General features: G+C 35.0%; 19 protein-coding genes. 11 read left to right on the top strand and 8 right to left on the bottom strand.

Going from position 1 to position 24053, the window contains the following annotated elements:
* The first annotated feature begins 245 nt into the window (after positions 1-245).
* Together G7050_RS16380 and G7050_RS16375 are read left to right on the top strand one after the other, a co-directional pair.
* Positions 246-2525 (top strand): cation:proton antiporter, encoded by a 2280-nt coding sequence (locus G7050_RS16380; protein ID WP_166117340.1) that lies wholly within the window; start codon positions 246-248, stop codon positions 2523-2525.
* Between the two features lie 43 nt (positions 2526-2568).
* Positions 2569-4788: a tetratricopeptide repeat protein gene (locus G7050_RS16375; protein ID WP_166117339.1), complete on the top strand. Its 2220-nt coding sequence runs from the start codon at positions 2569-2571 to the stop codon at positions 4786-4788.
* A gap of 104 nt (positions 4789-4892) precedes the next feature.
* On the opposite strand, the gene G7050_RS16370 is transcribed toward G7050_RS16375, so the two are convergent.
* Positions 4893-5699 carry a hypothetical protein gene (locus G7050_RS16370; RefSeq protein WP_166117338.1) on the bottom strand — a complete coding sequence of 269 codons (807 nt, stop codon included), beginning with the start codon at positions 5697-5699 and terminating at the stop codon, positions 4893-4895.
* Between the two features lie 398 nt (positions 5700-6097).
* On the opposite strand from G7050_RS16370, the gene G7050_RS16365 reads away from it, so the two are divergent.
* The 4 genes from G7050_RS16365 (at position 6098) to G7050_RS16350 (ending at position 11987) form a co-directional block, all read left to right on the top strand.
* Positions 6098-7732 (top strand): dipeptidase, encoded by a 1635-nt coding sequence (locus G7050_RS16365; protein WP_166117756.1) that lies wholly within the window; start codon positions 6098-6100, stop codon positions 7730-7732.
* A gap of 258 nt (positions 7733-7990) precedes the next feature.
* Positions 7991-9523 (top strand): Do family serine endopeptidase, encoded by a 1533-nt coding sequence (locus G7050_RS16360; RefSeq protein ID WP_166117337.1) that lies wholly within the window; start codon positions 7991-7993, stop codon positions 9521-9523.
* Between the two features lie 194 nt (positions 9524-9717).
* Entirely contained in the window at positions 9718-10578 is an 861-nt protein-coding gene (locus G7050_RS16355; protein WP_166117336.1) for an RNA polymerase sigma factor RpoD/SigA, read from the top strand.
* A gap of 146 nt (positions 10579-10724) precedes the next feature.
* A complete protein-coding gene (locus G7050_RS16350; protein WP_166117335.1) occupies positions 10725-11987 on the top strand; it encodes a sodium:proton antiporter in 1263 nt (420 codons plus the stop codon).
* Between the two features lie 2 nt (positions 11988-11989).
* On the opposite strand, the gene ybaK is transcribed toward G7050_RS16350, so the two are convergent.
* Positions 11990-12472 (bottom strand): Cys-tRNA(Pro) deacylase, encoded by a 483-nt coding sequence (gene ybaK, locus G7050_RS16345; protein ID WP_166117334.1) that lies wholly within the window; start codon positions 12470-12472, stop codon positions 11990-11992.
* 301 nt (positions 12473-12773) lie between these two features.
* Between ybaK and G7050_RS16340 the strand changes: the two genes are divergently transcribed.
* The 4 genes from G7050_RS16340 (at position 12774) to G7050_RS16325 (ending at position 17630) form a co-directional block, all read left to right on the top strand.
* A complete protein-coding gene (locus G7050_RS16340) occupies positions 12774-13124 on the top strand; it encodes an RNA-binding protein (protein ID WP_166117333.1) in 351 nt (116 codons plus the stop codon).
* Between the two features lie 189 nt (positions 13125-13313).
* Complete coding sequence (locus G7050_RS16335) at positions 13314-15137, top strand: LptF/LptG family permease (RefSeq protein WP_166117332.1); 1824 nt, start codon at positions 13314-13316, stop codon at positions 15135-15137.
* Between the two features lie 5 nt (positions 15138-15142).
* Entirely contained in the window at positions 15143-16360 is a 1218-nt protein-coding gene (locus G7050_RS16330) for a bifunctional 3,4-dihydroxy-2-butanone-4-phosphate synthase/GTP cyclohydrolase II (protein WP_166117331.1), read from the top strand.
* A gap of 76 nt (positions 16361-16436) precedes the next feature.
* The gene (locus G7050_RS16325) at positions 16437-17630 is read left to right on the top strand and encodes a pyridoxal phosphate-dependent aminotransferase (protein ID WP_166117330.1); all 1194 of its coding nucleotides are present in this window, start codon (positions 16437-16439) and stop codon (positions 17628-17630) included.
* 68 nt (positions 17631-17698) lie between these two features.
* Here G7050_RS16325 and G7050_RS16320 read toward each other — a convergent pair whose 3' ends face one another.
* The 3 genes from G7050_RS16320 to G7050_RS16310 all read right to left on the bottom strand — a co-directional run bounded on the left by G7050_RS16320 (position 17699) and on the right by G7050_RS16310 (position 20301).
* Positions 17699-18232 (bottom strand): DUF3806 domain-containing protein, encoded by a 534-nt coding sequence (locus tag G7050_RS16320; protein WP_166117329.1) that lies wholly within the window; start codon positions 18230-18232, stop codon positions 17699-17701.
* 22 nt (positions 18233-18254) lie between these two features.
* Entirely contained in the window at positions 18255-19643 is a 1389-nt protein-coding gene (gene mgtE, locus G7050_RS16315; protein ID WP_166117328.1) for a magnesium transporter, read from the bottom strand.
* A 70-nt stretch (positions 19644-19713) separates the two neighbouring features.
* Positions 19714-20301, bottom strand: a complete 588-nt coding sequence (locus tag G7050_RS16310) for a thymidine kinase (protein ID WP_166117327.1) — start codon at positions 20299-20301, stop codon at positions 19714-19716.
* Between the two features lie 210 nt (positions 20302-20511).
* Here G7050_RS16310 and G7050_RS16305 point away from each other — a divergent pair, with 210 nt between their 5' ends.
* Positions 20512-21579: an NADH:flavin oxidoreductase/NADH oxidase gene (locus G7050_RS16305; protein ID WP_166117326.1), complete on the top strand. Its 1068-nt coding sequence runs from the start codon at positions 20512-20514 to the stop codon at positions 21577-21579.
* Positions 21580-21655: 76 nt separating this feature from the next.
* Here the strand turns inward: G7050_RS16305 and G7050_RS16300 are convergent, their stop codons facing one another.
* The 3 genes from G7050_RS16300 to G7050_RS16290 all read right to left on the bottom strand — a co-directional run bounded on the left by G7050_RS16300 (position 21656) and on the right by G7050_RS16290 (position 24014).
* Complete coding sequence (locus G7050_RS16300) at positions 21656-22204, bottom strand: 30S ribosomal protein S16 (RefSeq protein WP_166117325.1); 549 nt, start codon at positions 22202-22204, stop codon at positions 21656-21658.
* Positions 22205-22415: 211 nt separating this feature from the next.
* A complete protein-coding gene (locus G7050_RS16295; protein ID WP_166117324.1) occupies positions 22416-23411 on the bottom strand; it encodes a DUF3137 domain-containing protein in 996 nt (331 codons plus the stop codon).
* Between the two features lie 39 nt (positions 23412-23450).
* Positions 23451-24014 carry a LemA family protein gene (locus tag G7050_RS16290; RefSeq protein WP_185154939.1) on the bottom strand — a complete coding sequence of 188 codons (564 nt, stop codon included), beginning with the start codon at positions 24012-24014 and terminating at the stop codon, positions 23451-23453.
* Between the last annotated feature and the right edge of the window lie 39 nt (positions 24015-24053).

Below are 24053 nucleotides of genomic sequence, written 5' to 3'. Positions count from 1 at the left end.
CAGAACATGTATGTTTAATGGTGATTATAAGTAATCTATGGTGTAAATATTATAACATTAAGATGTAATCAATTGACATTGATTATGCTTTTTGAACCAGAGTAGGTCTTCGACCTTATTGCTTCCAAAGTTAATGAAAACTTTTTTACACTTATAAAAAAGTTGAGACTATTACTCTTGGCATATGTCAAGTGTCTAGTACAAAATTCGTATATTTGTACTCAAATGAATTATGTGCTAAACGTATGAGCAAACATAAAAACCTTATATTTTATATATCAGTAATAGGTGTATTATCCATTGTAATCTATTTTGTTTTATCCTTAGGTCAAAATCAATTACAGCCTTCTTTAAATGGAAATGAGATTGTTAGTCAACATTCAGCATGGACTAATTTTTCGACATCGGTAATACAGGAAGCAACCGGATCTACGGCATTATTAATCCTCCAGATTATTGTTATTTTATGTTTTGTACGGCTTTTTGGCTGGATTTGTCAAAAGATCGGACAACCTACGGTAATAGGTGAAATCATAGCCGGTATTGTGTTAGGTCCCTCACTCTTAGGAGCATTTTTTCCTGAAATGTCAGATCTTATCTTTCCCGCATCCTCTATTGGCAGTATTAAGCTTCTCAGTGAGATTGGTTTAATACTGTTTATGTTTATTGTGGGTATGGAATTAGATCTCAAAGTGTTGAAAAATAGGGCGAATGATGCTATACTGATAAGTCATTCCTGTATTGCAATACTCTTTACCTTAGGTACTGTTTTTTCCTATTTTATCTATCCGTATTTTTCTCATCCCAATTCTCATTTTGTTTCTTTTGCTTTATTTATGGGGATAGCAATGAGTATTACAGCTTTTCCTGTATTAGCAAGAATTGTACACGAAAGAGGTCTTAATAAAACACCATTAGGTGCCATGGTTATAACTTGTGCCGCTGTTGATGATATAACAGCATGGTGTCTTTTGGCTGCTGTAATAGCTATTGCGAAGGCAGGTACATTTGTCAGTTCTTTATATGTTATATTCTTTGCAGTTGTGTATGTTGTTCTTATGTTTAAGCTGGTACGTCCTTTTTTACAACGTGTTGCTGACCTTCAAACATCTAAGAATATTATAAGTAAATCAATTATAGGAATCTTTTTTCTTGTATTATTCCTTTCGTCATATTTAACTAGTATTATAGGTATTCATCCCTTATTTGGTGCATTTCTAGCAGGGGTTATAATGCCCCCTAATATCAACTTCAGGAAATTATTTATCGATAAAATAGAAGATATATCTTTAGTTATATTACTTCCGTTATTCTTTGTTTATACGGGTTTAAATACACGGATTGGACTTTTAAATGATGGCTCTTTATGGATGATTTGTGGAATCATTATTTTGATTGCCACAAGTGGAAAATTGATAGGAGGTGCACTCGTATCTCGGTTTATCGGGTTTGATTGGAAATCGAGCTTTACAATCGGAGCATTGATGAATACCAGAGGTTTAATGGAACTTGTAGTTCTTAATATTGGTTACGATTTAGGGATTCTTACACCTGAAGTGTTTGCGATGATGGTTGTAATGGCTTTAGTTACTACATTTATGACAAGTCCATTGTTGGATCTTATAGAGAAAGTCTTCAAAAATAGAAATCCTGAAAATGTGATGCCGGAGCGAAAGATATATAGAATATTGGCTCCGTTTAAAAATATTGAATTAGGTGAAAAATTATTACTGATAGCGAATTCTTTTGTGAAAAAGAGTCAGAATTATTCAGAGGTGAATATGGTGCATTTTACTCCCGGTAATAATTTATATCAATATAATATCGAAGATGAGGAGCGTGATACATTTGAGCCTATTTTAGCAAAAGCTCACGAATTAGATCAACCTATCAATACTATGTTTGAAGTCGCATCTGAGCCTTTTGCCAAAATAGTGAAGTTATCTAATGATGGGGGATATGACTTGTTGTTGATTGGAGCTCATTATTCTATATATCAAGGTAATCTTTTGGGACAATTCCTTGGATTTTCTACTAAATTGTTGCGTTTTCCTGCTCATTTATTTTCATTTATGAAGAAAAGTAAAAGGGTTAGTAATCGCGATGTATTGTCACTGGGGGATGGAACTCACTCTGTCTTGAAAAATAGTAATTTATCAGTTGGCATATTTATTGATAAAGGTTTAACAGAGATCAAAAATGTTATAGTTCCTATTTTGGATGAAGATGATATTTTTGTGGGCGATTTTATGGAACGTCTTACTCAGAATTCATATGTTCGGATTACTCTTTGGGATGCAATAGGTTTGATGGATAGTTCGATTGAGTTCGTGAAAAGCGTGAGAGGTATAAAAGCAGTCAATCCTTATTTATTCCAATTATGGAACAATAATATTCCGATAGACGTTGACATCTTTAAGAAGCACGATTTATTAATGATTAGTTTAAAGAGTTGGAAAAATCTGAGAGAAAGATACCCTTCTTGGGAAAAAGATCTTCCATCGACTTTGATATTGAATGACTAATTAATGTGTGTTTAGTATATAAAATATTGGCTGAATGTAGATTATGGATAATAGAAATACACTTACATATAAAAAAGACATACTAGATAAACTGTCAAAACGGCAGTTGAAGGATGCTTTTGAATTATTGGCAAAATTGGTTGTGAATACTCAAGACTGGCATGCTGCAGAAAAATTGAGTGAATTGGAGACCAATTATAAATATATGTTGCACTATCAGTTTGAGGATACTATTGATCCTCAAAAAGACGTTATATACAATACTATTTTGCGAACGTTGTATGAGCTTACCGATGATGCATCAGATGAATTGCTGACAATTGATTCTTCTAATATATTTTATGAGCGGTTGAGAATTAACACAATTCGAACACCTTTGACATTAGATGAAATTCAAAAACAATTAAAAGAAATTTCAGATTCGTGGGCATTGACAGATCTTCTGGATGCCGGAGATGTTAAGAATGCAAGAGAACGCGAATTGTCTGTTAAAAGAGAACGTGTGGGTTCCGAGCTTTTCAATTATACATTTGTTTCACCTCGTGCAGGCGAAAAACAAGAATTAGAGTATACATCTTTTATAAATAATCAGGATATTTCTGTTCGTGAGAAATTATTATTCGTATCAGCTTTAACACTAAACTTGTTTCATCGTTTTGACGGGCGTAAAATGTGTGTGTTAATGGATGCGTGTCGGTCGAATCAAGAAGCAATCAGGCAACGAGCTATTGTAGGAATTATTATTGTTTTGCAAATGTATGATGTGCGTTGGCAATTATATCCGGAGTGTCAATTCAAATTAGATGCATTGGCAGAAGATGATTCTTTCCGTCGATCTGTATTGGCTGTCGTCAAACAATTGATTCGCTCACGTGAGACTGAAGAGATCAGTCGTAAGCTGACCGAAGAAATTATACCTGAAATGATGAAATTTAATTCGCTTGCAGGTAAAAAGTTAAATATGCAGGACTTGATGGGAGAAACTGATTTTGCTGACAAAAATCCTGATTGGCAAAAAGAACTTGAGAATTCGGGCTTAGCTAATAAGTTACAAGAATATTCAAGTCTACAGATGGAAGGGGCGGATGTTTTTCACTCCACTTTTTCTAATTTGAAAAACTTCTCTTTTTTTGGTGAGTTGAGCAATTGGTTTCTGCCATTTGATACTCAGTATTCAGAACTGCAACCCTTATTCTCTGATAAAGATGGTTTAAATGGATTGTTGCAGGCAGCAGTTTTGAATTCAAGCCATATGTGTAATTCCGATAAGTATTCGTTTGCTCTAAGCTTATTGCAAATACCGGTTAGTCAAAGACAAATGATGGCAGGACGCTTTGGCGAAGAGGCCGATCAGCTTAAAGAGATGCAAAAAGATGCAGAATCTCTTAATCCTAAAGTAAATGAGGATGTAATTTCTAATCAATATATTCAGGATTTATACAGATTCTTTAAGTTGTATCCTTACAAAAATAACTTCTTTGATATATTTAAGTTGAGATTGAATTTTTATGATAAAAAATCAATTGCTCCTTTAATTTCAGATCATAAATCAATGTTGCAAATTGCCAATTATTGTTTTGATAAGAATTTCTTTGCGGAAGCACTTGGTATTTATCGAAAATTAATTGCGGATGGTTCGCTTGAATCCGACCTATGGCAAAAAGTTGGTTATTGTAAGCAGATGCTTGACGATCTAAGCGGCGCATTAGAAGCTTTCTTGCAAGCCGAATTGTTATCACCTGATAACTCGTGGATAATAAAACGGATTGCTCAAGTGTATAGATCGTTGAAAGATCCACAGCATGCTTTAGAGTATTATCAACGTGCAGCTCAATTGAATCCTAATAATTTAAACATCGAACTGAATATAGGTCATTGTTATTTAGATTTGGGCGAGTATGATAAGGCTCTAAACAGCTATTTTAAGATAGAGGTTTTAGATAGTAAAAGCTCTAAAGCATGGAGACCTATTGCCTGGACTGCTTTTTTGTTGCGGAAATTTGATTTGGCACAACAGTATTACCAGCAAATATTGGCTGATAAGCCTAATGTGCACGATTATTTAAATGCAGGTCACGTAGAGCTATGTCTTAACCGTAAGAAATCAGGATTAGATTGTTATTTAAAGGCTGCTTATAAGACTACAGACTTCAATCAGTTTGTAAGTTTATTTGAAGAGGATGCAAAAGAGCTTATTGCCGCCGGTATAGATATATCTTTCTTTCCAATTCTATTAGATGAATTAAGGTATAAGCTTGATTAAGAGTTTAATTTCCTTTTTATTCTTTAAATAAAAGAGCCTATGAATGTTTGTATTCATAGGCTCTTTCTGTATCTTGGAGTGTGTGTTGTTAAATGTTTGCAAACTTAATCGCAGGGGATTCCAAATAAGTCCAGGCCATCCTCCCATATAGGTTTAACCGTGCCATCTTTTTCTAATCTGAATATTGCACGAGAAGGGAAAAAGCATTCTGTATTATCGAAACTAAATGTGTCGCGCCATTTAAAATCATCGGTATATACGAAATATAAATTTCCAACATTAGCATATACTTTAGTTGGTGTATTATCTCTGTAATCGGCCTCTATGCTGTTATAATAGTCATTTATTTTGCGTTCTATCCCTTGATAATTTCGACCAAAAACAACTTCTATTTTTTTGTCAGAAGCAAGAATGGGTGTTCCGTTTTTGTTAGAGTCAAATTTATCTATTGTGAAAGCAAATATATTTGTCTTACATTCATCAAGTCCAAAAACAAATTTTTCAGGTTTTAGAACTTCGAAACCTTTGGTTCCGTATATATAGAACTCTTTGTTCATTTGAGACATCATCTCACTTTCTACTTTTTTATTGTAAAGAAGGCTATAGACACCGGTAGTATCTACTATTTCTACACCTCTCACAGGAATAGATTCATCAAACTGAGAATAAAACCAATTTGCTTTAATTGAATCTTGTTCTTCTATCCGGTCAAAAATCTTATCAAAAACTGTAGCCGAATCTGTTTCGGCGTAATTAATAACTATGGCTGTTGTTTTTGAGGATAACTCGTATACGGAATATACAGACGTATTCTTTAATGTTTTGTCATCTATGCCGGTTGCTTTTGCTTGTTGATCAGGGTATACAATCCCTAGAAGAATAAGAGCACTTAATAAATATAAGCTTCTCATAAATAGGAGTTTTTATTGATTAAAATAAAAATAAATTTGTTGGCAAATGTAAATAATAATTTGAAGTATGAAAGAAAAAAATGGCGTAAAATGAGTGTGTTTAAAATAATAAAAGGAGATTTTTCACAAAATCTCCTTTTATGAGTTAATTTAGGTATTAGTGTTTAAGGTAAAAAGATTGTTTTAGGTTATCGATACAAAGAAACACGTTTATTATATAAGTTCCAAGTAAAAATATATATTCTAAAACATGTTTTATATTCCCTTACAATAATAATATTTTCGCTATATTAAATTGCGTTGAAAAGACTCATCTGCTCTTCTTTGCATTTATTTTTTTATAATGTATATTTACAAAATCAAAACAAATCTAATAAAATATTATAAAGAAAAAAATGATGAAAAAGGCTTTATTGTTACTTTTCTCAGGAATTGTTAGTTTTTCGACGGCATTTGCTTGTACGAGTTTGCTGGTTGGAAAAGCTGCCTCTACTGATGGTTCTACTATGATTACTTACTCTGCTGATTCATATTCTCTGTATGGAGAATTGTACCATTGGCCGGCACAAAAATATGCGGCGGGAGAAATGCTCAAAGTATATGATTGGGATTCGGGGAAATTTTTAGGAGAGATAAGGCAGGTTGCTGAGACATACAATGTCGTAGGGAACATGAATGAACATCAGTTGACGATTTCTGAATCTACATTTGGGGGACGTGAAGAACTTGTTGATCCGGATGGTATAGTCGATTATGGAAGTCTTATATATATAACCTTACAACGGGCTAAAACGGCTCGTGAGGCTATTAAAGTAATGACCGACTTGGTTGCTGAATATGGCTATGCAAGTGGAGGGGAATCTTTTTCGATTGGCGATCCAAATGAGGTTTGGGTTATGGAAATGATCGGAAAAGGAAAAGGTAATAAAGGTGCTGTTTGGGTAGCTGTGCGTATTCCTGACGATTGTATATCAGCTCATGCTAATCAGGCACGTATACAACAATTCCCTTTGAAGGGATCTAAAGATTGTCTTTATTCTAAAGATGTGATTTCTTTTGCCCGTGAAAAAGGATATTTCTCGGGAAAAGATGCAGATTTCAGCTTTGCTAAAGCATATAATCCATTGGATTTTGGTGGACAACGCTATTGTGAAGCCCGTGTATGGAGTTTTTTCAATACTTTTAATAAAGATATGGCTGGTTTTGTGACTTATGCTTTAGGACAAACTCATGAACCTATGCCTCTATATATTAAGCCTGATAGAAAAGTAAGTTTGACTGACCTGAAAGAGATGATGAGAAATCATTATGAAGGCACTCCTTTAGATTGGCGTTTTGACATAGGAGCAGGTCCTTTCGAGTCTCCTTACCGTTGGGCACCATTAGAGTGGGAGGTTGACTCTGTGAAATATTGTAACGAACGCCCTATTGCCACACAGCAGGCAGGTTTTGTTTTTGTTTCTCAAATGCGTTCGTGGTTACCTAATTCTATAGGGGGAGTTCTTTGGTTTGGGGTAGATGATCCTGATCAGACCGTATTTGTTCCGATGTATGCTTCAATAACTGAAATTCCTGAGGTATATAGGGTGGGGAATGGAGATTTATATACATTCTCTTGGACTTCGGCATTTTGGATACATAATTGGGTGTCGAACATGGTTTATGGCAAATATAATTATATGCATCCTGATTTATTGAAGGTACAACAACAGCTTGAATCAAAGTTTTTGTCGCAACAAACAGATGTTGAGAAGAAAGCTTTGGAATTGTATACTGAGTCTCCCGCAAAAGCTGTTGCTTATTTAACACAATATAGTGGCGAGCAGGCACAATATGCTTTTGATAATTGGAAGAAACTAGGAGAATTCTTGACTATAAAATACATGGATGGAATTGTCCGTAAGGAAAAAGACGGAGAATTTATTCGTAATGAACACGGAAACCCATCGGCACCACAACGTGTAGGCTATCCTCTAAAATTCTACAAAGAAGTAGTTCGGGAAACAGGTGATCGGTTTAAAGTTGCAGAATAACAACATCTAAAGATACTTTTGATTTATAAAGGATCGCTTCTTTCTGAGGCGGTCTTTTTTTATTTGCTGACAAGTTGTCAGTGTGAGTTGGGAATAAATGTTAGTATTGACTGTTAGCTTGTTAAACCCTGTTAAGCTTAATTTTTACTGGTTAAAAGTGTTAAAAAATGAACTTTGGAGTGATCAAGTGAATAGTTTTTGTTTATAAATTTGACGAGGAGTATAAATGATTTAATATAAATAAAAACGAATAAGAATATGAAGAAAATTTGGAAAAGTGCTTCTACTTATCTTGTAGCTGCATTAATAAGTATCGGAGCTTCATATGGCACGTATAGCTATCTGAGTAACCGTGCTAATTATGGTAGTGCTGACATTTTTAATTATGCACAGGATTTTGATCAAAAGAATGTGCACTTGGCTTCATTGACAGCGGACGGATATCCCGATTTCACAAAAGCAGCCGAAAGTTCTATTCATGCAGTAGTGCATATCAAATCAACAGTAAAGGCTGTTGAAACAGCCGGACGTCGTCAGAGGCAAATGGTTGATCCTTTTGAGTATTTCTTTGGCTTCGGCGATCGCGGAGGTTCGGAGTATGCAAATCCACAGCCAAGTGTAGGTTATGGTTCAGGAGTTATTATATCGAAAGATGGTTATGTGATTACAAATAACCACGTGATTGATAAGGCTACTGAAATAGAGGTTACCATGAATGATAACCGAAAGTATACAGCTAAGTTGATAGGCGCTGATCCCACAACAGATATTGCCTTATTGAAATTAGAAGGAAATGACTTTCCGTATGTTCCATTTGGTAATTCAGATGATTTGAAAGTTGGAGAATGGGTGTTAGCTGTAGGTAACCCATTTAATTTGACTTCTACCGTCACTGCCGGAATTGTTAGTGCTAAAGGGCGTGGAGGTATCGGTGCCGGAAAACCGGGTGGGGGAGATATGACTATTCAGTCTTTTATCCAAACGGATGCAGCTATTAATCCGGGTAATAGTGGAGGTGCCTTAGTGAATACAAATGGCCAATTGATAGGAATAAACACTGCTATATATTCTCAAACAGGAAACTTTGCGGGATATGGTTTTGCAGTACCTATTTCGATAGCAGGAAAGGTTGTAGCAGATATTAAGGAATTTGGAACTGTACAACGAGCTGTTTTAGGTGTTATGATTAGTGATGTATCGGCAGTTGATGACATAAACCCGGAAAAAGCAAAAGCCTTGAAGGTGAAAGAAGGTGTATATGTTGGAGGCTTTGCCGATCGTAGTCCGGCAAAAGAGGCTGGGGTTCTTGAAGGAGATGTAATTGTTGCGGTAAACAAAACGAAGGTTCGTAGTGTTGGTGAACTTCAAGATCTTGTAAATCGATATCGTCCCGGCGATAAAGTGGAGCTTACGATTAATAGAAATGGTGATACAAAATCAGTTAATGTAGTATTGAAAAATAGTTCAGGCAGTACTTCTGTTGTGAAGAAAACCGATGGTTTAGCTGCTGTAGGAGCTGCTTTTAAGAAACTGACAGAAGAACAAAAGAAACAATATGGTGTGAGCTATGGAGTAGAGGTTGCAGGAGTTGATGACGGTGGTAAATTTAAAAAAGAAGGAATCTCTAAAGGGTTTATTATTATGAAAATTAACAATGCATCAGTTTCTTCACCCGATGAAGTAGAGCAAATTATAGATGCTGTAAGTAAAAGCCAAGATAAGGGATTGTTTATTTCAGGATTTTATCCTAATGGCAGAACCAAATATTACGCAATTGATTTGAATGAATAACTTCGAAGAATTAGGCTATTAACAAACTATAACGTTTAATTCTCCGATCAAAATGGAGAGTTAAACGTTATTATAATATAAGAACAAGAATAATTGCCTGGAAGTGATTTTTATTATAATTTGGTGATCTAAAATTGATATTTAATTCATACCTTTGCACACTTGTTTGGAAATTTAATATTTAAAGCGAATAGATGAGACAGTTAAAGATTACAAAATCGATAACAAATCGAGAGAGTGCATCTTTGGATAAGTATCTTCAAGAGATTGGTCGTGAGGATCTTATCACTGTAGAAGAAGAGGTAGAATTGGCTCAGGCCATAAAACGAGGAGATAGAGCAGCGTTAGAAAAGCTAACAAGGGCTAACCTTCGTTTTGTAGTTTCTGTAGCGAAGCAATACCAAAATCAAGGATTAAGTTTACCTGACCTTATTAACGAAGGGAATTTAGGCTTGATTAAAGCTGCTGAGAAATTTGATGAAACCAGAGGGTTTAAATTTATCAGTTATGCTGTTTGGTGGATTCGCCAATCTATCTTACAAGCATTAGCAGAGCAATCGCGTATAGTACGTCTTCCTTTAAATCAGGTAGGTTCGCTAAACAAAATTAGCAAAGCTTTCTCAAAGTTTGAGCAAGAGAATGAGCGTAAGCCCTCACCCGAAGAATTAGCAGAGCAACTGGATATTCCTGTTGATAAAATCTCAGATTCTTTGAAGGTTTCAGGCCGTCATATTTCTATGGATGCTCCATTTGTGGAAGGTGAAGATAATAGTTTGCTTGACGTATTAGTAAATGATGATGCTCCTATTGCAGACCGTTCATTGATGAACGAGTCTCTTCAGCAGGAAATTGAAAGAGCCTTGTCTACTTTAACCGAAAGGGAAAGTGATATTATCAAAATGTTTTTTGGTATAGGCTGTCAAGAGATGACGTTAGAGGAAATTGGGGATAAATTCCAGCTTACGCGTGAGCGTGTTAGGCAAATTAAAGAGAAGGCAATCAAAAGATTGCGTCAGAATTCAAGAAGTAAATTACTTAAGGGTTATTTAGGTTAAGAAAACCATAAGACTCAAAATATATAAAGAGGCTGCTATTTTAGTAGTCTCTTTTTTATTTTAATACTAGGCATTGCTTGTGAAAAGTCATTTTTTGTTATATTTGTCTGGCAAACTTCTTTTTTTACTTCTTTAAAGTGAGATAAATGGAATTATATTATACCTTTTCTATTCTTATTGTAATAGCTACGATTTTTTCGTATATTAATGTTCGGTTTTTAAAGCTACCTGCAACTATAGGTATTATGGTTATTGCCATGATTGTGTCAATTTGTCTTGTTTTTATTGGGAATTTAATAACAACAGGTCCATTGCAGGATTTTTCGAAACTGATAGGTAGCCTTAATTTCTCTGAGATATTAATGAATGGTATGCTTAATTTTCTATTGTTTGCCGGAGCTATACATATTAATATAAATGATCTGAGGGAACAGCGTTTACCTGTAATCATTTTCTCAACATTAAGTGTTGTTATATCTACTTTCGTAATTGGTTTTGCTCTCTACTTTTTATTAAATAGACTGTTGCCTATGGTCGATTTGCATTTAGAGATACCATTTATATATTGTTTGTTATTTGGTTCGTTGATTTCGCCAACTGATCCCATTGCAGTATTGAGCATATTGAAAGAGGCAAAAGTTTCGAAATCTGTAGAAACAAAGGTCGCCGGAGAATCATTATTTAATGATGGTGTTGCCGTTGTTGTTTTTGCCGTGATATTGAAATTAGCACAGGGAGAGTCTGTGGATCTTTCTTTCACCAATATATCATGGCTGTTTATAAAGGAAGCGGCCGGAGGTTTTATTGTGGGTCTTCTTTTAGGATATATTGCCGCAAGAGCAATGAAGACTGCGAATGATTATAAGGTTTCTGTCTTGATCACATTATCTGTGGTGATGGGAGGGTCGTTAATCGTTCATGCTATGCATATATCTGGTCCATTAGCTATGGTAGCAGCGGGGCTTATTATTGGAGAGTCTAAAAGGAAGCGAAAAGAAAGTGAAGTTGAAACAAGTAGTCATGTTGGTCACTTTTGGGAATTGTTGGATGAGGTGTTTAATGCAATTTTATTTCTTTTTATAGGATTTGAATTATTGTTAATACCTAATCTTCATAATTACTGGTTAATAGGTTGTATCTGTATTGTTGTAGTTTTATTTGCACGATATATTTCTATAAAGATTCCAACATTAATTATTCCTTTTAAAGAGAAGTTTTCAAGTGGTACAATAAAGATACTTGTTTGGGGAGGTCTTCGAGGAGGGGTTTCTATTGCTTTGGCTCTTTCTATAGCAGAAGGACCGTTTAAGCAAGTGCTTATAGCAGCAACTTATTTTGTTGTTGTGTTTTCTATTATCGTTCAAGGATTGACAATCGGCAAATTAGCTAAGAAAATTAAAATATCATAGCTTTACTCTTTTTCGAAAAGTATAGATACGGTAGCTTCGATAACCTTAAGTAGGTCAGTCGGAGCTATTTTTATTTGTAAGCCTCTTTGTCCTGCACTGATATAAATAAAATCGAAATCTTCACAGGTCGAATGTATGTATGTTGGATATTTCTTCTTCATGCCGATAGGAGAGCAGGCACCTCTTATGTATCCTGTCACATTTAATAAATCTTTCATTAAGATCATTTGGCAACTTTTGTTTCCTGAGGCTTTTGCAGCTAATTTTAAATCAAGTTCTTCTGCACCCGGTATTATGCAGACAAAATATCCGGATTTATCACCTTTTAATACTAAAGTTTTAAATAGTTGCTCGATAGGCTCGTTTAGTTGTTTCGCTACATGGATAGCGCTGAGGTCTGATTCATCAACTTCGTAAGGGATTAGCTCGTAATTAATTTTAGCTTTGTCTAATAATCTGGCAGCGTTTGTTTTATTGATTTTCATCTTAATGTAATTTATCCTATAGTTGCAAAAGTAATATATTGTAATGTATATCAGACGAGCTTCATGATGTTAATAAATTTGTAAAACTGTCCGATTTAGTTAAAATAAAATATAGGCTTGTATATTTGCTATATAAAAACACAACATCTCAATTTTATTGCTATATTTGTGAGTGCATAAGTAATTTTTAGACAGACAGTTTTAATTTCTTTCTCAAGTATCTTGGTTAGTATATCATTTCTCTCTGAATTTGGTTCTTTGCTAAACACAATTATTTATTTTTTTTTAATTACATTTTTTTATGAACATTTTTATTGCTGGGTTAAGCTATAGTATTACAGATGCTGACCTAAATGATTTATTTGGAGAATACGGAGAGATCGCTTCTGCTAAAGTTATTATGGACAGAGAAACTGGTCGTTCTAAAGGTTACGGTTTCGTTGAAATGAATGACGAAGCTTCAGGACAAAAAGCTATTGATGAATTGAACGGTGCTGAGTATGATGGCAGAACTATTTCTGTATCAGTTGCACGTCCAAGAACTGAAGGTGGCGCAGGTGGTCCTCGTAGAAGCAATTCTGGCGGTGGCTTCGGCGGCGGTAACAGAAGAGGTGGCAACTCAGGTGGCGGTTTCAATCGTGAAAGATATTAATATTTAGAATATTTATATAAAGCCACAAGAAAAGAGATAGTTTATACTATCTCTTTTCTGTTTTTTAGCAGGTTTTTTTACTAACTTTGTTCTTGTAAATACGAGGAATTATTATTGATGTATTCGTGGTAATAACGATACAATAACCTAAGTAATAAAAGGTCTTAGATCTTATTAAGATAAAGTTTGATGTTACGTATAAAACGTTTATACTTATATATATTACAAACATTTGTGCCTGTGTTCTTCATGACATTTGCCATCTGTTTGTTTATTATATTAATGCAGTTTTTGTGGAAGTATGTCGAAGATTTAGTTGGCAAGGGTCTTGATACTCATGTGCTGGCTGAATTGTTCTTGTATGCTGCTCTAACATTAGTACCCATGGCATTGCCATTGGCTATATTATTGGCCTCTCTTATGTCTTTTGGCAATCTGGGCGAACGCTATGAGCTTTTGGCAATTAAAGCCGCCGGAATATCTCTTCTTCGAGCCATGCGTCCATTAATCATTCTCATGGTATTGGTTTGTATTGGGGCTTTCTTCTTTCAGAATGATATTATTCCCAAGATAAATGTTAAGTTCAGAACCTTAATGATTTCAGTAAAACAGAAATCTCCGGAATTGGATATTCCTGAAGGGTCTTTCTATTCGGGTATTGATAATTATAATATCTATGTAAAGACTAAAGATAAAGAGACCGGCACCTTGAGAGATGTGATGATATATGATGTATCTAAAGGTTTTGATAATATGGCTGTAATTGTTTGTGATTCAGCTAAAATGAAAATGTCTTCTAATAAAGATTACTTACAGCTTAATTTATATAATGGACAACAATTTGCAAATTTCAAACAATCGGGCTTAGGAGATAGAGCAACTGTTCGGAATGATAAATTTGTACCTTATAGTCGTGAGAATTTTAAAGAAAAAGAGGTTATAATTCCTTTTGATGCCAATTTTAATAGAATGGATGAAGCATCTATGGATGGAACCCAAATCGCGAAAAATGTTTCGCAGTTAAGAGCATCTGTTGATTCCCTAACAACCATAGTTGATAGTTTAAATATCAACGACCGAAAGGTGATGCTTAAATATACTTATTTGTCGTATCGGAACAATTATCAAACTGACACAACCCAAGTTCAAGAAGAGAAACTGGATTATAGTTATAGTCTGGATTCTGTATTGAACTCTCTTTCTCCATCCGAAAGAGTCAGTGTTTATAGTGAAGCAATGTCACGGGCCGAAGCAAATAAAAATGATTTTATGTTTCGCTCAATTTCCAAAATTGATACTCAAAAGAAAATACGACAACATAATGTTGAGCTGCAACGTAAATTTACCCTATCGTTTGCATGCCTTATCTTCTTTTTTATTGGTGCTCCGTTAGGTGCAATTATCCGAAAAGGAGGCTTAGGGATGCCCGTTGTAGTTTCTGTTATTCTATTTATTATCTATTACATCATAGATAATCTCGGATACAAAATGGCAAGAGACGGTGTTTGGGCTGTATGGCAAGGTGTTTGGCTAAGTTCTTTCATACTGTTTCCTCTAGGAGTATTTATTACTTATAAGGCTATAAATGACTCTGCCTTATTCAATGCTGATGCCTATCGAAATTATTACGTGAAATTATTTGGAGATCGTAGTTTAATGACATTAAATGAACTTTTCTCTACTTATGATAAAAGAGCAAAAGATGCATTGAAAGTATTTGCTGCATTTCTTTTGACTTCAATAGCGGTTACTCTGACTAAAGGTTTTATAAGCTCAACCTTTTCTGTTTTACAATGGATAAGTGGGATATTATATTTATTTTTACTTATTGATATATTCTTTACCCGACAGGAATTTTATTCAAGGGTAAAAGAGAAGATCGAAATATCGGGTATCATTCTGAATTTTACGATTGGAATACCATTTTATTTCATTTTATACTTTCTACATAAGAATAAAATGAAAAAGGTATTACTATCTTATAAAGAACAAACAATAATAACAAACATATAATTATTATGTTAGATATAAAATTAGATACTATCGAAGAAGCGATAGAAGAGATAAAGAAAGGTAACTTTGTTGTTGTAGTTGATGATGAAGACCGTGAAAATGAAGGAGATCTGATAATTGCAGCAGAAGCAATTACTCCAGAAAAAGTGAATTTTATGGAAACTCATGCGAAAGGACTTCTTTGCGTTCCTTTAACAGGAGAAAGATGCGATGAGTTGGATTTGCCAATGATGGTTACCAGCAATACATCTGTACATGCTACACCTTTTACCGTATCTGTAGATTTATTAGGACACGGTTGTACTACAGGTATTTCTTCATTTGATAGATCTCAGACCATTTTAGCCTTAGCTAAGGCCGAAACAAAAGCCGAAGACTTAGGACGCCCTGGTCACGTCTTCCCTCTTAGAGCAAGAGATAAGGGTGTGTTGAGTCGTATAGGGCACACTGAAGCGGCTGTTGATTTAGCAAAATTAGCGGGATTATATCCGGCAGGTGTTTTGATCGAAATAAAAAAAGAAGACGGAGAAATGGCACGTCTTCCCGAATTAATGAAATTTTCTAAAGACTTTGGTCTTAAAATTATATCGGTGGCAGATCTGGTTAAATATAGATTAAGCCGTGAATCTTTGATTGAGAAAGGTGTTGAAGTTAATATGCCTACTGAATACGGCGATTTCCGTTTGATTCCTTTTAAACAAAAGTCAAATGGTTTAGAACACATTGCTTTGATAAAGGGTACATGGTCTGCCGATGAACCAATTTTAGTTAGAGTACATTCGTCTTGTATGACCGGAGATATTTTCGGATCCAAACGTTGTGAATGTGGCGAGCAGTTGCATAAATCGATGGAGATGATCCAAAAAGAGGGTAAGGGAGTGATTGTCTACCTGAATCAAGAAGGCAGAGGTATTGGTCTTATGGCAAAAATAGAGGCTTATAAGCTGCAAGAAGAAGGTCTGGATACAGTAGATGCAAATCTACACTTAGGTTATAATGCAGATGAGCGTGACTATGGTGTAGGAGCGGCAATACTAAGAGATTTGAATATAAAGAAGATGCGTTTATTAACCAATAATCCTGTGAAGCGAGTAGGACTTGAGTCTTTCGGATTAGAAGTTGTTGGCAATTTACCTATCGAGATTGCTCCTAATAAGTATAATGAGGCTTATATGAAGACTAAAAAAGATAGAATGGGGCATATCCTACATAATTTGGATTAAGTTCGTATGACTCTAATATTTAGCATTACTCAGTATATATAAACTAGAAAAATACAAATAAAGAATAAAAATTAAAATGGGACAGGTAGCAGATCGTATCGCTAATCTTTCGGCATCCGAAACATTGGCAATGTCACAAAAGAGCTCTGAATTGAAAGCTCAGGGTATAGATGTTATTAATCTGAGTGTAGGTGAGCCGGATTTTTATACTCCGGATCATATAAAGGAGGCAGCGAAAAAAGCGATAGATGACAACTTTTCATTCTATAGCCCTGTAACCGGATTTTTGTCTTTACGAAAAGCTATTTGCTCGAAACTGGAAAAAGAAAATAATTTAAGTTTTCAGCCCGACCAAATTGTTTGTTCAAATGGAGCTAAACAATCGGTTTATAATGTTCTTGCTAGTGTCGTTAATAAGGGAGACGAGGTGATTATTCCTGCTCCATATTGGGTAAGTTATATCGAAATGGTAAAATTAGCCGAAGGAACAAGTGTTATTGTTACTGCGGGAATCGAACAAAATTTTAAAATAACACCTGCTCAGCTTGAAAGTGCAATCACAGCAAAAACGCGTGCTATTATTCTGTGTTCACCTTCTAATCCTACCGGAAGTATATATTCTAAGTCAGAATTAGAAGCTTTAGCAAATGTATTGGCTAAACATCCGAATATAATTATTCTTGCCGATGAAATATATGAGCATATCAATTATGTAGGAAAGCATGAAAGTATAGCTCAGTTTGAGAATGTTAGAGACCGTGTTGTAATTATAAATGGCGTATCTAAAGGATATGCGATGACAGGATGGCGTTTGGGATGGATAGCTGCTCCTAAGTGGATTGCTGATGCTTGTAATAAATTGCAGGGACAAGTTACGTCGGGGCCATCATCTATTACTCAAAAGGCAGCAGAAGCCGCTTATACAGGCGATCAGTCATGTATTGAGACTATGCGTCAAGCTTTTGAACGTCGTCGAGATTTGGTTTATAAGTTGACATCTGAAATAGAAGGATTCAAAATAGAAAAGCCGGATGGAGCATTTTATGTATTTCCTGACTGTTCGTACTATTTAGGTAAATCGTTTAACGGTCGAAAAATCGAAAACTCCGGAGATTTAGCTATGTTCTTATTAGAAGAGGGGCATGTAGCCTGTGTTGGAGGACAAGCTTTCGGAGCTCCTAATTGTATTCGCTTTTCGTATGCTACGGCAGATGAATTACTTGTAGAAGCTTTAAAGAGAGTAAAAGAAACTTTGGCAAAATTAAAATAATAATATACTATAATAATAAAAAAGAGTTTGTATCAACAGATACAAACTCTTTTTTATTTAGATGATTTTTAGCTTCCGAAAGAACCATCATCCAGATGTTTTCTAATTAAATCCATAATTGCTTGTAACGACCCTTCTCTGTTGTGTTCTATTGCTTTCCATATAGAACTAAAAGGAAATGTCTGGAATACAGGGTTTTCTGATACACAAGCGAAATCGTTTCCATACTCATCACTTATAATAGTCCATTTAGTTCCATATGCTTGATTCATACAATTACCAAAAGCAGATCCGATGGCATTAACGAACTCTTCTTCACTCACCAGTTTGAAATTATTACGTTTGTGTAACCACAAATAAACAAGTTCGTCCAAGTCTTGTGCTGAGTAATTCGATAAATTTTTCTCTGAACTAAGTTGAGTCAATAGAATTTCAGCATCTACTAAGCTGTATGCTATAAACTCTTTATCCTTCTCTCCTAGATTAAGCAAGTCTTGCTCAACCTTATCTACTATTTTAGTTTTATATTCAACTGTGCGTCCTTCGATTTCAAATGATTTGTGTTCAAAATTTTCATCATCCGACTCTTGTTGTTTACTCATCCTTTATGATCTTAAATTGAGATTAATTAAGTACTGAACCGAATATAATGCTCGCTATTGTCAAATATATCATCAGTCCCGTCACATCAACGATAGTTGCTACAAAAGGAGCAGATGATGTAGCAGGATCCGCACCTAATCTGCGTAAAATAAATGGAAGCATTGAGCCGATTAACGATCCCCAAAGAACAATCCCAACTAAAGATAAGGATACTGTTGTAGCTACCATTATCCAGTGATCGCCATATAAGTGAGGAAATATAAAATGCCACACATAAATACGTATAAAACCGATAACACCTAATATAATACCCAGACTAAGTCCTGATATAATTTCCCGTCTGAATACACGCCACCAATGTGAAAGCTGTACATCTCCTACAGCCATTGCCTGTATAATAAGTGTTGATGCTTGTGATCCGCTATTACCTCCACTAGAAATCATAAGAGGCAGAAACATTGCCAAAACAATAACTTTAGCCAATTGATCCTCGTAATATTGCATTACTGATGCTGTGAGTAATTCTCCTATAAACAGAACAATAAGCCAACCTGCACGCTTCCATACCAATTTATAGAGAGGTACATCCAAGTAGGGTTCATCAAGAGTACCACTGGCTCCAAATCGCTGCATATCCTCTGAATACTCTTCATCTGCCAGCCATAAAACATCATCAATGGTAACAATACCTAACAGTGTTTTATCGGATGCAATTACAGGTAAAGCAACCCTGTTATTCATTTTGAATACCTTGATTGCCTCTTCCTGAGGATCTTCAGCATTCAGTGAAATAAGTCTGTCGTCCATCAAATCAGCTATAGGAGTATGTGGATCAACCACCAATAAGTCACGTATTCGAAGGTCATCAAGTAAAATTCCGTTGTCGTCCAGTATATATATAACATCAATTGTTTCCGAATTCTTACCTCTACGTCTGATTGTATCTAAAGTCTCTTGTACAGTGTAATTTTTATTAATCGCCAGATAGTCCGGTGTCATTAGCCGACCTACACTATCTTCGGGATAAGCGAGTAGGGTAGATACTTCTTTCTTGTCTTCGGGAGAAAGCAGTGATAATAATTGTTGTGATAATTCTTCGTCCTTAAGTTCTCCTAAAAATGCTGTTTGGTCATCAGGAGGAAGTCCTCTCATAATTTCAGAAACTTTCAATTTTGGAAGTTTCTTTATGACTCGCTCTTGAGTTGGGACGTCCAAAATTCTAAAAACGTTTATAGCTCTATTTACACTCATTGTATCAATAATAAGCGGAGCATAATCAGGCAACTCATCTATCAGATCTTCTATTATTGAGATATTTAAGCTGTCGAGGTATACTCTTAGCTTTTTTTTATCTCCTGATTTGATCAGTGATTGAGTTTGATTAACGATGTGTTTGAGATCTTTTCTCATACTGAGGAAGTTTTAATCAGTAAATACTGGAAAACCCTTTTTTCTCAAAAAAAGTTTTCAGAAACACTCTCTATTTTTTATCCTTAAACCTAGTGTAGCACGATCTACACAACGGTTTATATTCTTGTAGCTCTCCAAGCATCACCTGCTTGTCGTTATTAGATACAAGTCTGTATGAATAATTTGCTAATTTACCACATTCCACGCATATAGCATGGACTTTTTCTACATCGTCGGCAATTGCACACAAATTAGGGATAGGACCAAAAGGATTTCTTTTAAAGTCCATATCTAATCCGGCTATAATAACTCTTATCCCCTGGTCTGCCAATTGCTGGCATACTTCTACTAACCCCATATCAAAGAATTGAGCTTCATCAATGCCTACCACCTCAATATTAGATGAAAGCAATAAGATGTTACTCGAATGTTCAACTACAGTTGATTGTATCGAATTCTTATCGTGTGAGGTGATCTCAACGTCAGAATAGCGTGTGTCAATGGCAGGCTTAAATATTTCTATTTCCTGCTTAGCTATTTTAGCTCTTTTCAGACGACGTAAAAGTTCCTCTGTTTTCCCGGAGAACATCGATCCACATATAACCTCTATACTACCTCTGTTATTTGTTTCATGTATCGTATTTTCGCAATAAATCATATAAAAAGAAAGTATAAGAGGATTAGTAATCAATATTAGTTCTATCTGCAAAGATGACTCTATATTTTAAGCCGTGCAAAGATAGATTTTATAAAAAAGATATGAAAATGAAATATTATAAAATACATCAATTAATGTCTGGATTATTTCTTAATTTTATAGATTGTATATTATGTTAAGGTTATTATCAGAAAGATTAAAAAATAAAGCATGTCAAAACTATTAACTTCATTCCATTTGAAAGGGATTACTCTAAAAAATAGAGTTGTCATGTCTCCTATGTGCCAATATTCGTCAGAAGATGGTTTCGCCAATGATTGGCATTTTATTCATTATGGAAGTCGTGCGGTAGGGGGATGCGGAGCCATTATACAAGAGGCTACAGCTGTATCTCCTGAAGGTAGAATTACTTATGGAGATTTGGGTATATGGAAAGATGAACATATTGATCAGCTATCTAGGATTGTAAATTTTGTTCAAAAACATGGTGCTGTCGCCGGTATTCAATTGGCTCATGCCGGAAGGAAAGCCAGTTGCAGTTTACCTCAAAATGGAGGGAAGCAATTGAATGAAGGACCTAATAGCTGGACTACAGTATCAGCCTCACCTATTCCTTTTGATAAAGGAGAAAATGCCCCCAAACCTCTATCCCAGGAAGATATAAAAGGTGTGATTGATGATTTCAAAAGTGCAACAATGAGGTCTCTTAAAGCAGGCTATAAGATTATAGAAATACATGCTGCTCATGGATATTTGGTTCATCAGTTTTTGTCACCTTTGAGTAATCATAGAACAGATGAATATGGAGGGAGTTTTGAAAATAGAACTCGTTTTCTTCTAGAGATTGTGGATGCCTTAATTGGATTATTGGGTGAAAAAGAATCTCTTTGGGTACGAATTTCTGCTACCGATTGGGTTGAAGGCGGTTGGAGTATTGAAGAATCTGTCGAACTGTCAAAATTATTGAAGGATAAAGGAGTAGATGTTATTGATGTATCTAGTGGCGGCAATGCTGTTCATGCTAAAATTCCTGTTGGGCCTTCTTATCAGGTTCCTTTCTCTAAACGTATAAAGAGAGAGGTTGGAGTAATAACAGGAGCTGTAGGGTTAATAACAGACTCTAAGCAAGCAGAGAATCTATTGAATGCAAGAAAATGTGATTTGATTTTTCTAGGGCGAGAATTATTGCGTAATCCTCAGTTTGTACTCAATGCAGCTAAGGAGTTGGGTGACACTGTAGCCAATTATCCTGTTCAGTATTTGCGGGGATATAAATAAAGTCAGAAAAAGCAATATACTAAAAAAAGGTAATCCATATGGATTACCTTTTTTATGCTGTATAAATAATGTTGAATTATTCAGCACTTTCTGCAGCAGGAGCTTCAGGAGCTTCTTCTACTTCAACAGCAGCAGGAGCTTCTTTTTCAGCTTTAGCGGCAGCTGCTTCAGCTCTTTTTTGAGCAACAGCTTCTGCTTTAGCTTTGTTTACAGCTTGTTCTGCTTCAAAACGAGCTTTAGCTTCAGCATTTACTTTTTCTGCATGTTTGTTTTTTACAGACTCAGTTGCTTTTTCCTTAGTTGCTTTCCATGCTTCAAATTTAGTTTGAGCATCAGCATCAGAAAATGCACCTTTAGTTACCCCACCTAGTAAGTGTTTCTTCATAAGAACACCTTCTTCAGAAAGGATGTTGCGTACTGTATCTGTTGGTTGTGCACCAACTTGTAGCCAATACAAAGCTCTGTCGAAGTTCAACGTAACTGTAGCAGGTTTAGTGTTAGGGTTGTATGAACCAACCTTTTCAATAAATTTACCATCACGTGGAGCTCTGCTATCTGCAATAATGATTTGATAAAAAGGATAGTCTTTACGTCCTCTTCTTTGTAAACGGATCTTTGTAGCCATTTCTTAAAGTAATTTTTAATTAGTACATAATTATTTATTAGCGGGTGCAAATATAAGGATAACTTTTGTATTTATTTACTGCAAGTCAATATATTTAAGGGTAAGCCGGAATTTAATCACGCATTTTTAAAATTGTTAATGATAAGGATCGTTGTTAAAAGGAAGAAATAATTCAGCGAACTTAAATACTAAAATTCATAGTCTGAAATTTTTATTTATTCCATATACGCGTATTGAGATCAAGTATCTCTACGGCAGAAAGAATACGTACTAAGTTTTCTACATAATACTTAGTTGTCAATTCATCTTTGAATGATCGGCTGGTATTAAGAGTAAAAAGATTAAAATTTCCACTAAGTGCTAAATATAATTTTCCATTAATAAAAGAAGCATACACACAATCTTTGCCATATCTATTCGATAGTTCCATGAAATATTCTTGCATAGATGGAGTTAGAATATAACGAGCTTCTACCGGGTCAGTGGCATATACAACATATCTTTTTTCGAAGTTAGGATCCTCCAGGTATATCATTTCACCTCTTCCGGCCGATCCGAATTTTTCTTGCATCCACCTTCCTATACCACCTAACATCCGTTCTGCAGTATCAGGAAATATGTATATCTCTCCATTAAAGTTTTTATTACTGTCAGTTATAAGAAATACTCCTTTAAAGATAGTATGCCATTGGGTTCTGGTTCGTCCTTTACTGTCAGTAGATGTGGTTTTATACTGCGTATGTAAATTTGAAAATAACATGGAAGTATGTCCCAAATTTCCTTTAATTAGATTGTATCCCTGATATTTATCCGTAGATTTTCGGAATAAATTGGACGAGAAATAATCTTTTTCGCTGATGCAATTATCTCGCTGAAAATATATATCAGATAGAAATTCAGATATAATATGTGGTACTATCTCCTTATAGAATTGGTCGGAGAGATTCTTTTTTATGGGATTTATCTTGTATATATACCAAATGATATATCCGATAATGAGAGCTAGAAGCAATGGTGCTACTGGAAAGTAGAGCAATAGAATAATTGCTGCGGATATTGAAAAGGATATGGCAATCGTAATCCAGAATATTTTCAGCCTTTTCTTAAATTCTATTCTTATATCTTCCAGAGGTTGTAACTTGTATTGTAACTGAAATTGAAGATCAGATATTCGTTGCTCAATATTATTCAGAAGTGATGCAGACATGCATTGTTTGATTAGTGTATTCGACAGATATAATAGTATTTACTGAAACAGGTTTCCGACATTCGGGTTTTGTTGTTCTGTTTGTGTTGCTGTAATCATTTCTTTACGTTGGTATCCCATTTGAGACGCAAATATACTTGTAGGAAACATCTCTATACCATTATTATATTCCATAACAGCAGCATTATAAGTTCTACGGGCAGCAGCCAGTTGTCCCTCACATTCATTTAATGATGCTTGTAGTCTCGTAAATTGTTCACTGGCTTTTAGATCGGGATAGTTCTCAACCGAAATATTAAATGATCTGATTGCTTGATCTATCTGACCATTCAATTCATTTTTTTGAGTATCTGTAATGTTAGGACTTTGTGCTTTTGCCCTAAGCTGTACTAACCTTTCAAGCAATGAGCTTTCATGTTGCATATACTGCTTTACTGTAGCTACTAAATTGGGAATTAAGTCATATCGTTGCTTAAACATCGCATCTACAGCTCCGTTAGCATATTCGACTTTGTTTTTTAAGCCTATTAGTCTGTTTTTTAATGTAATAATTATAATCCAGACTAAAACAATAAGAATGATGAAGAAAATAATGATTTCCATGTGCTTGTATTTTGAAATTAGAATTAGTTTTAGTGGTTT

The organism is Dysgonomonas sp. HDW5A, assembly GCF_011299555.1.
Taxonomy (GTDB): domain Bacteria; phylum Bacteroidota; class Bacteroidia; order Bacteroidales; family Dysgonomonadaceae; genus Dysgonomonas_A.
This window is presented reverse-complemented; position numbering and strand designations above follow the sequence as displayed.

Coding starts and splice junctions, on each gene's coding strand:
- G7050_RS16290 (WP_185154939.1), bottom strand. CDS start 24,014: ATGGAAATCATTATTTTCTTCATCATTCTTATTGTTTTAGTCTGGATT.
- G7050_RS16325 (WP_166117330.1), top strand. CDS start 16,437: ATGGGACAGGTAGCAGATCGTATCGCTAATCTTTCGGCATCCGAAACA.
- G7050_RS16305 (WP_166117326.1), top strand. CDS start 20,512: ATGTCAAAACTATTAACTTCATTCCATTTGAAAGGGATTACTCTAAAA.
- G7050_RS16375 (WP_166117339.1), top strand. CDS start 2,569: ATGGATAATAGAAATACACTTACATATAAAAAAGACATACTAGATAAA.
- G7050_RS16350 (WP_166117335.1), top strand. CDS start 10,725: ATGGAATTATATTATACCTTTTCTATTCTTATTGTAATAGCTACGATT.
- G7050_RS16365 (WP_166117756.1), top strand. CDS start 6,098: ATGAAAAAGGCTTTATTGTTACTTTTCTCAGGAATTGTTAGTTTTTCG.
- mgtE (WP_166117328.1), bottom strand. CDS start 19,643: ATGAGAAAAGATCTCAAACACATCGTTAATCAAACTCAATCACTGATC.
- ybaK (WP_166117334.1), bottom strand. CDS start 12,472: ATGAAAATCAATAAAACAAACGCTGCCAGATTATTAGACAAAGCTAAA.
- G7050_RS16330 (WP_166117331.1), top strand. CDS start 15,143: ATGTTAGATATAAAATTAGATACTATCGAAGAAGCGATAGAAGAGATA.
- G7050_RS16335 (WP_166117332.1), top strand. CDS start 13,314: ATGTTACGTATAAAACGTTTATACTTATATATATTACAAACATTTGTG.
- G7050_RS16380 (WP_166117340.1), top strand. CDS start 246: ATGAGCAAACATAAAAACCTTATATTTTATATATCAGTAATAGGTGTA.
- G7050_RS16295 (WP_166117324.1), bottom strand. CDS start 23,411: ATGTCTGCATCACTTCTGAATAATATTGAGCAACGAATATCTGATCTT.
- G7050_RS16320 (WP_166117329.1), bottom strand. CDS start 18,232: ATGAGTAAACAACAAGAGTCGGATGATGAAAATTTTGAACACAAATCA.
- G7050_RS16370 (WP_166117338.1), bottom strand. CDS start 5,699: ATGAGAAGCTTATATTTATTAAGTGCTCTTATTCTTCTAGGGATTGTA.
- G7050_RS16360 (WP_166117337.1), top strand. CDS start 7,991: ATGAAGAAAATTTGGAAAAGTGCTTCTACTTATCTTGTAGCTGCATTA.
- G7050_RS16300 (WP_166117325.1), bottom strand. CDS start 22,204: ATGGCTACAAAGATCCGTTTACAAAGAAGAGGACGTAAAGACTATCCT.
- G7050_RS16355 (WP_166117336.1), top strand. CDS start 9,718: ATGAGACAGTTAAAGATTACAAAATCGATAACAAATCGAGAGAGTGCA.
- G7050_RS16310 (WP_166117327.1), bottom strand. CDS start 20,301: ATGATTTATTGCGAAAATACGATACATGAAACAAATAACAGAGGTAGT.
- G7050_RS16340 (WP_166117333.1), top strand. CDS start 12,774: ATGAACATTTTTATTGCTGGGTTAAGCTATAGTATTACAGATGCTGAC.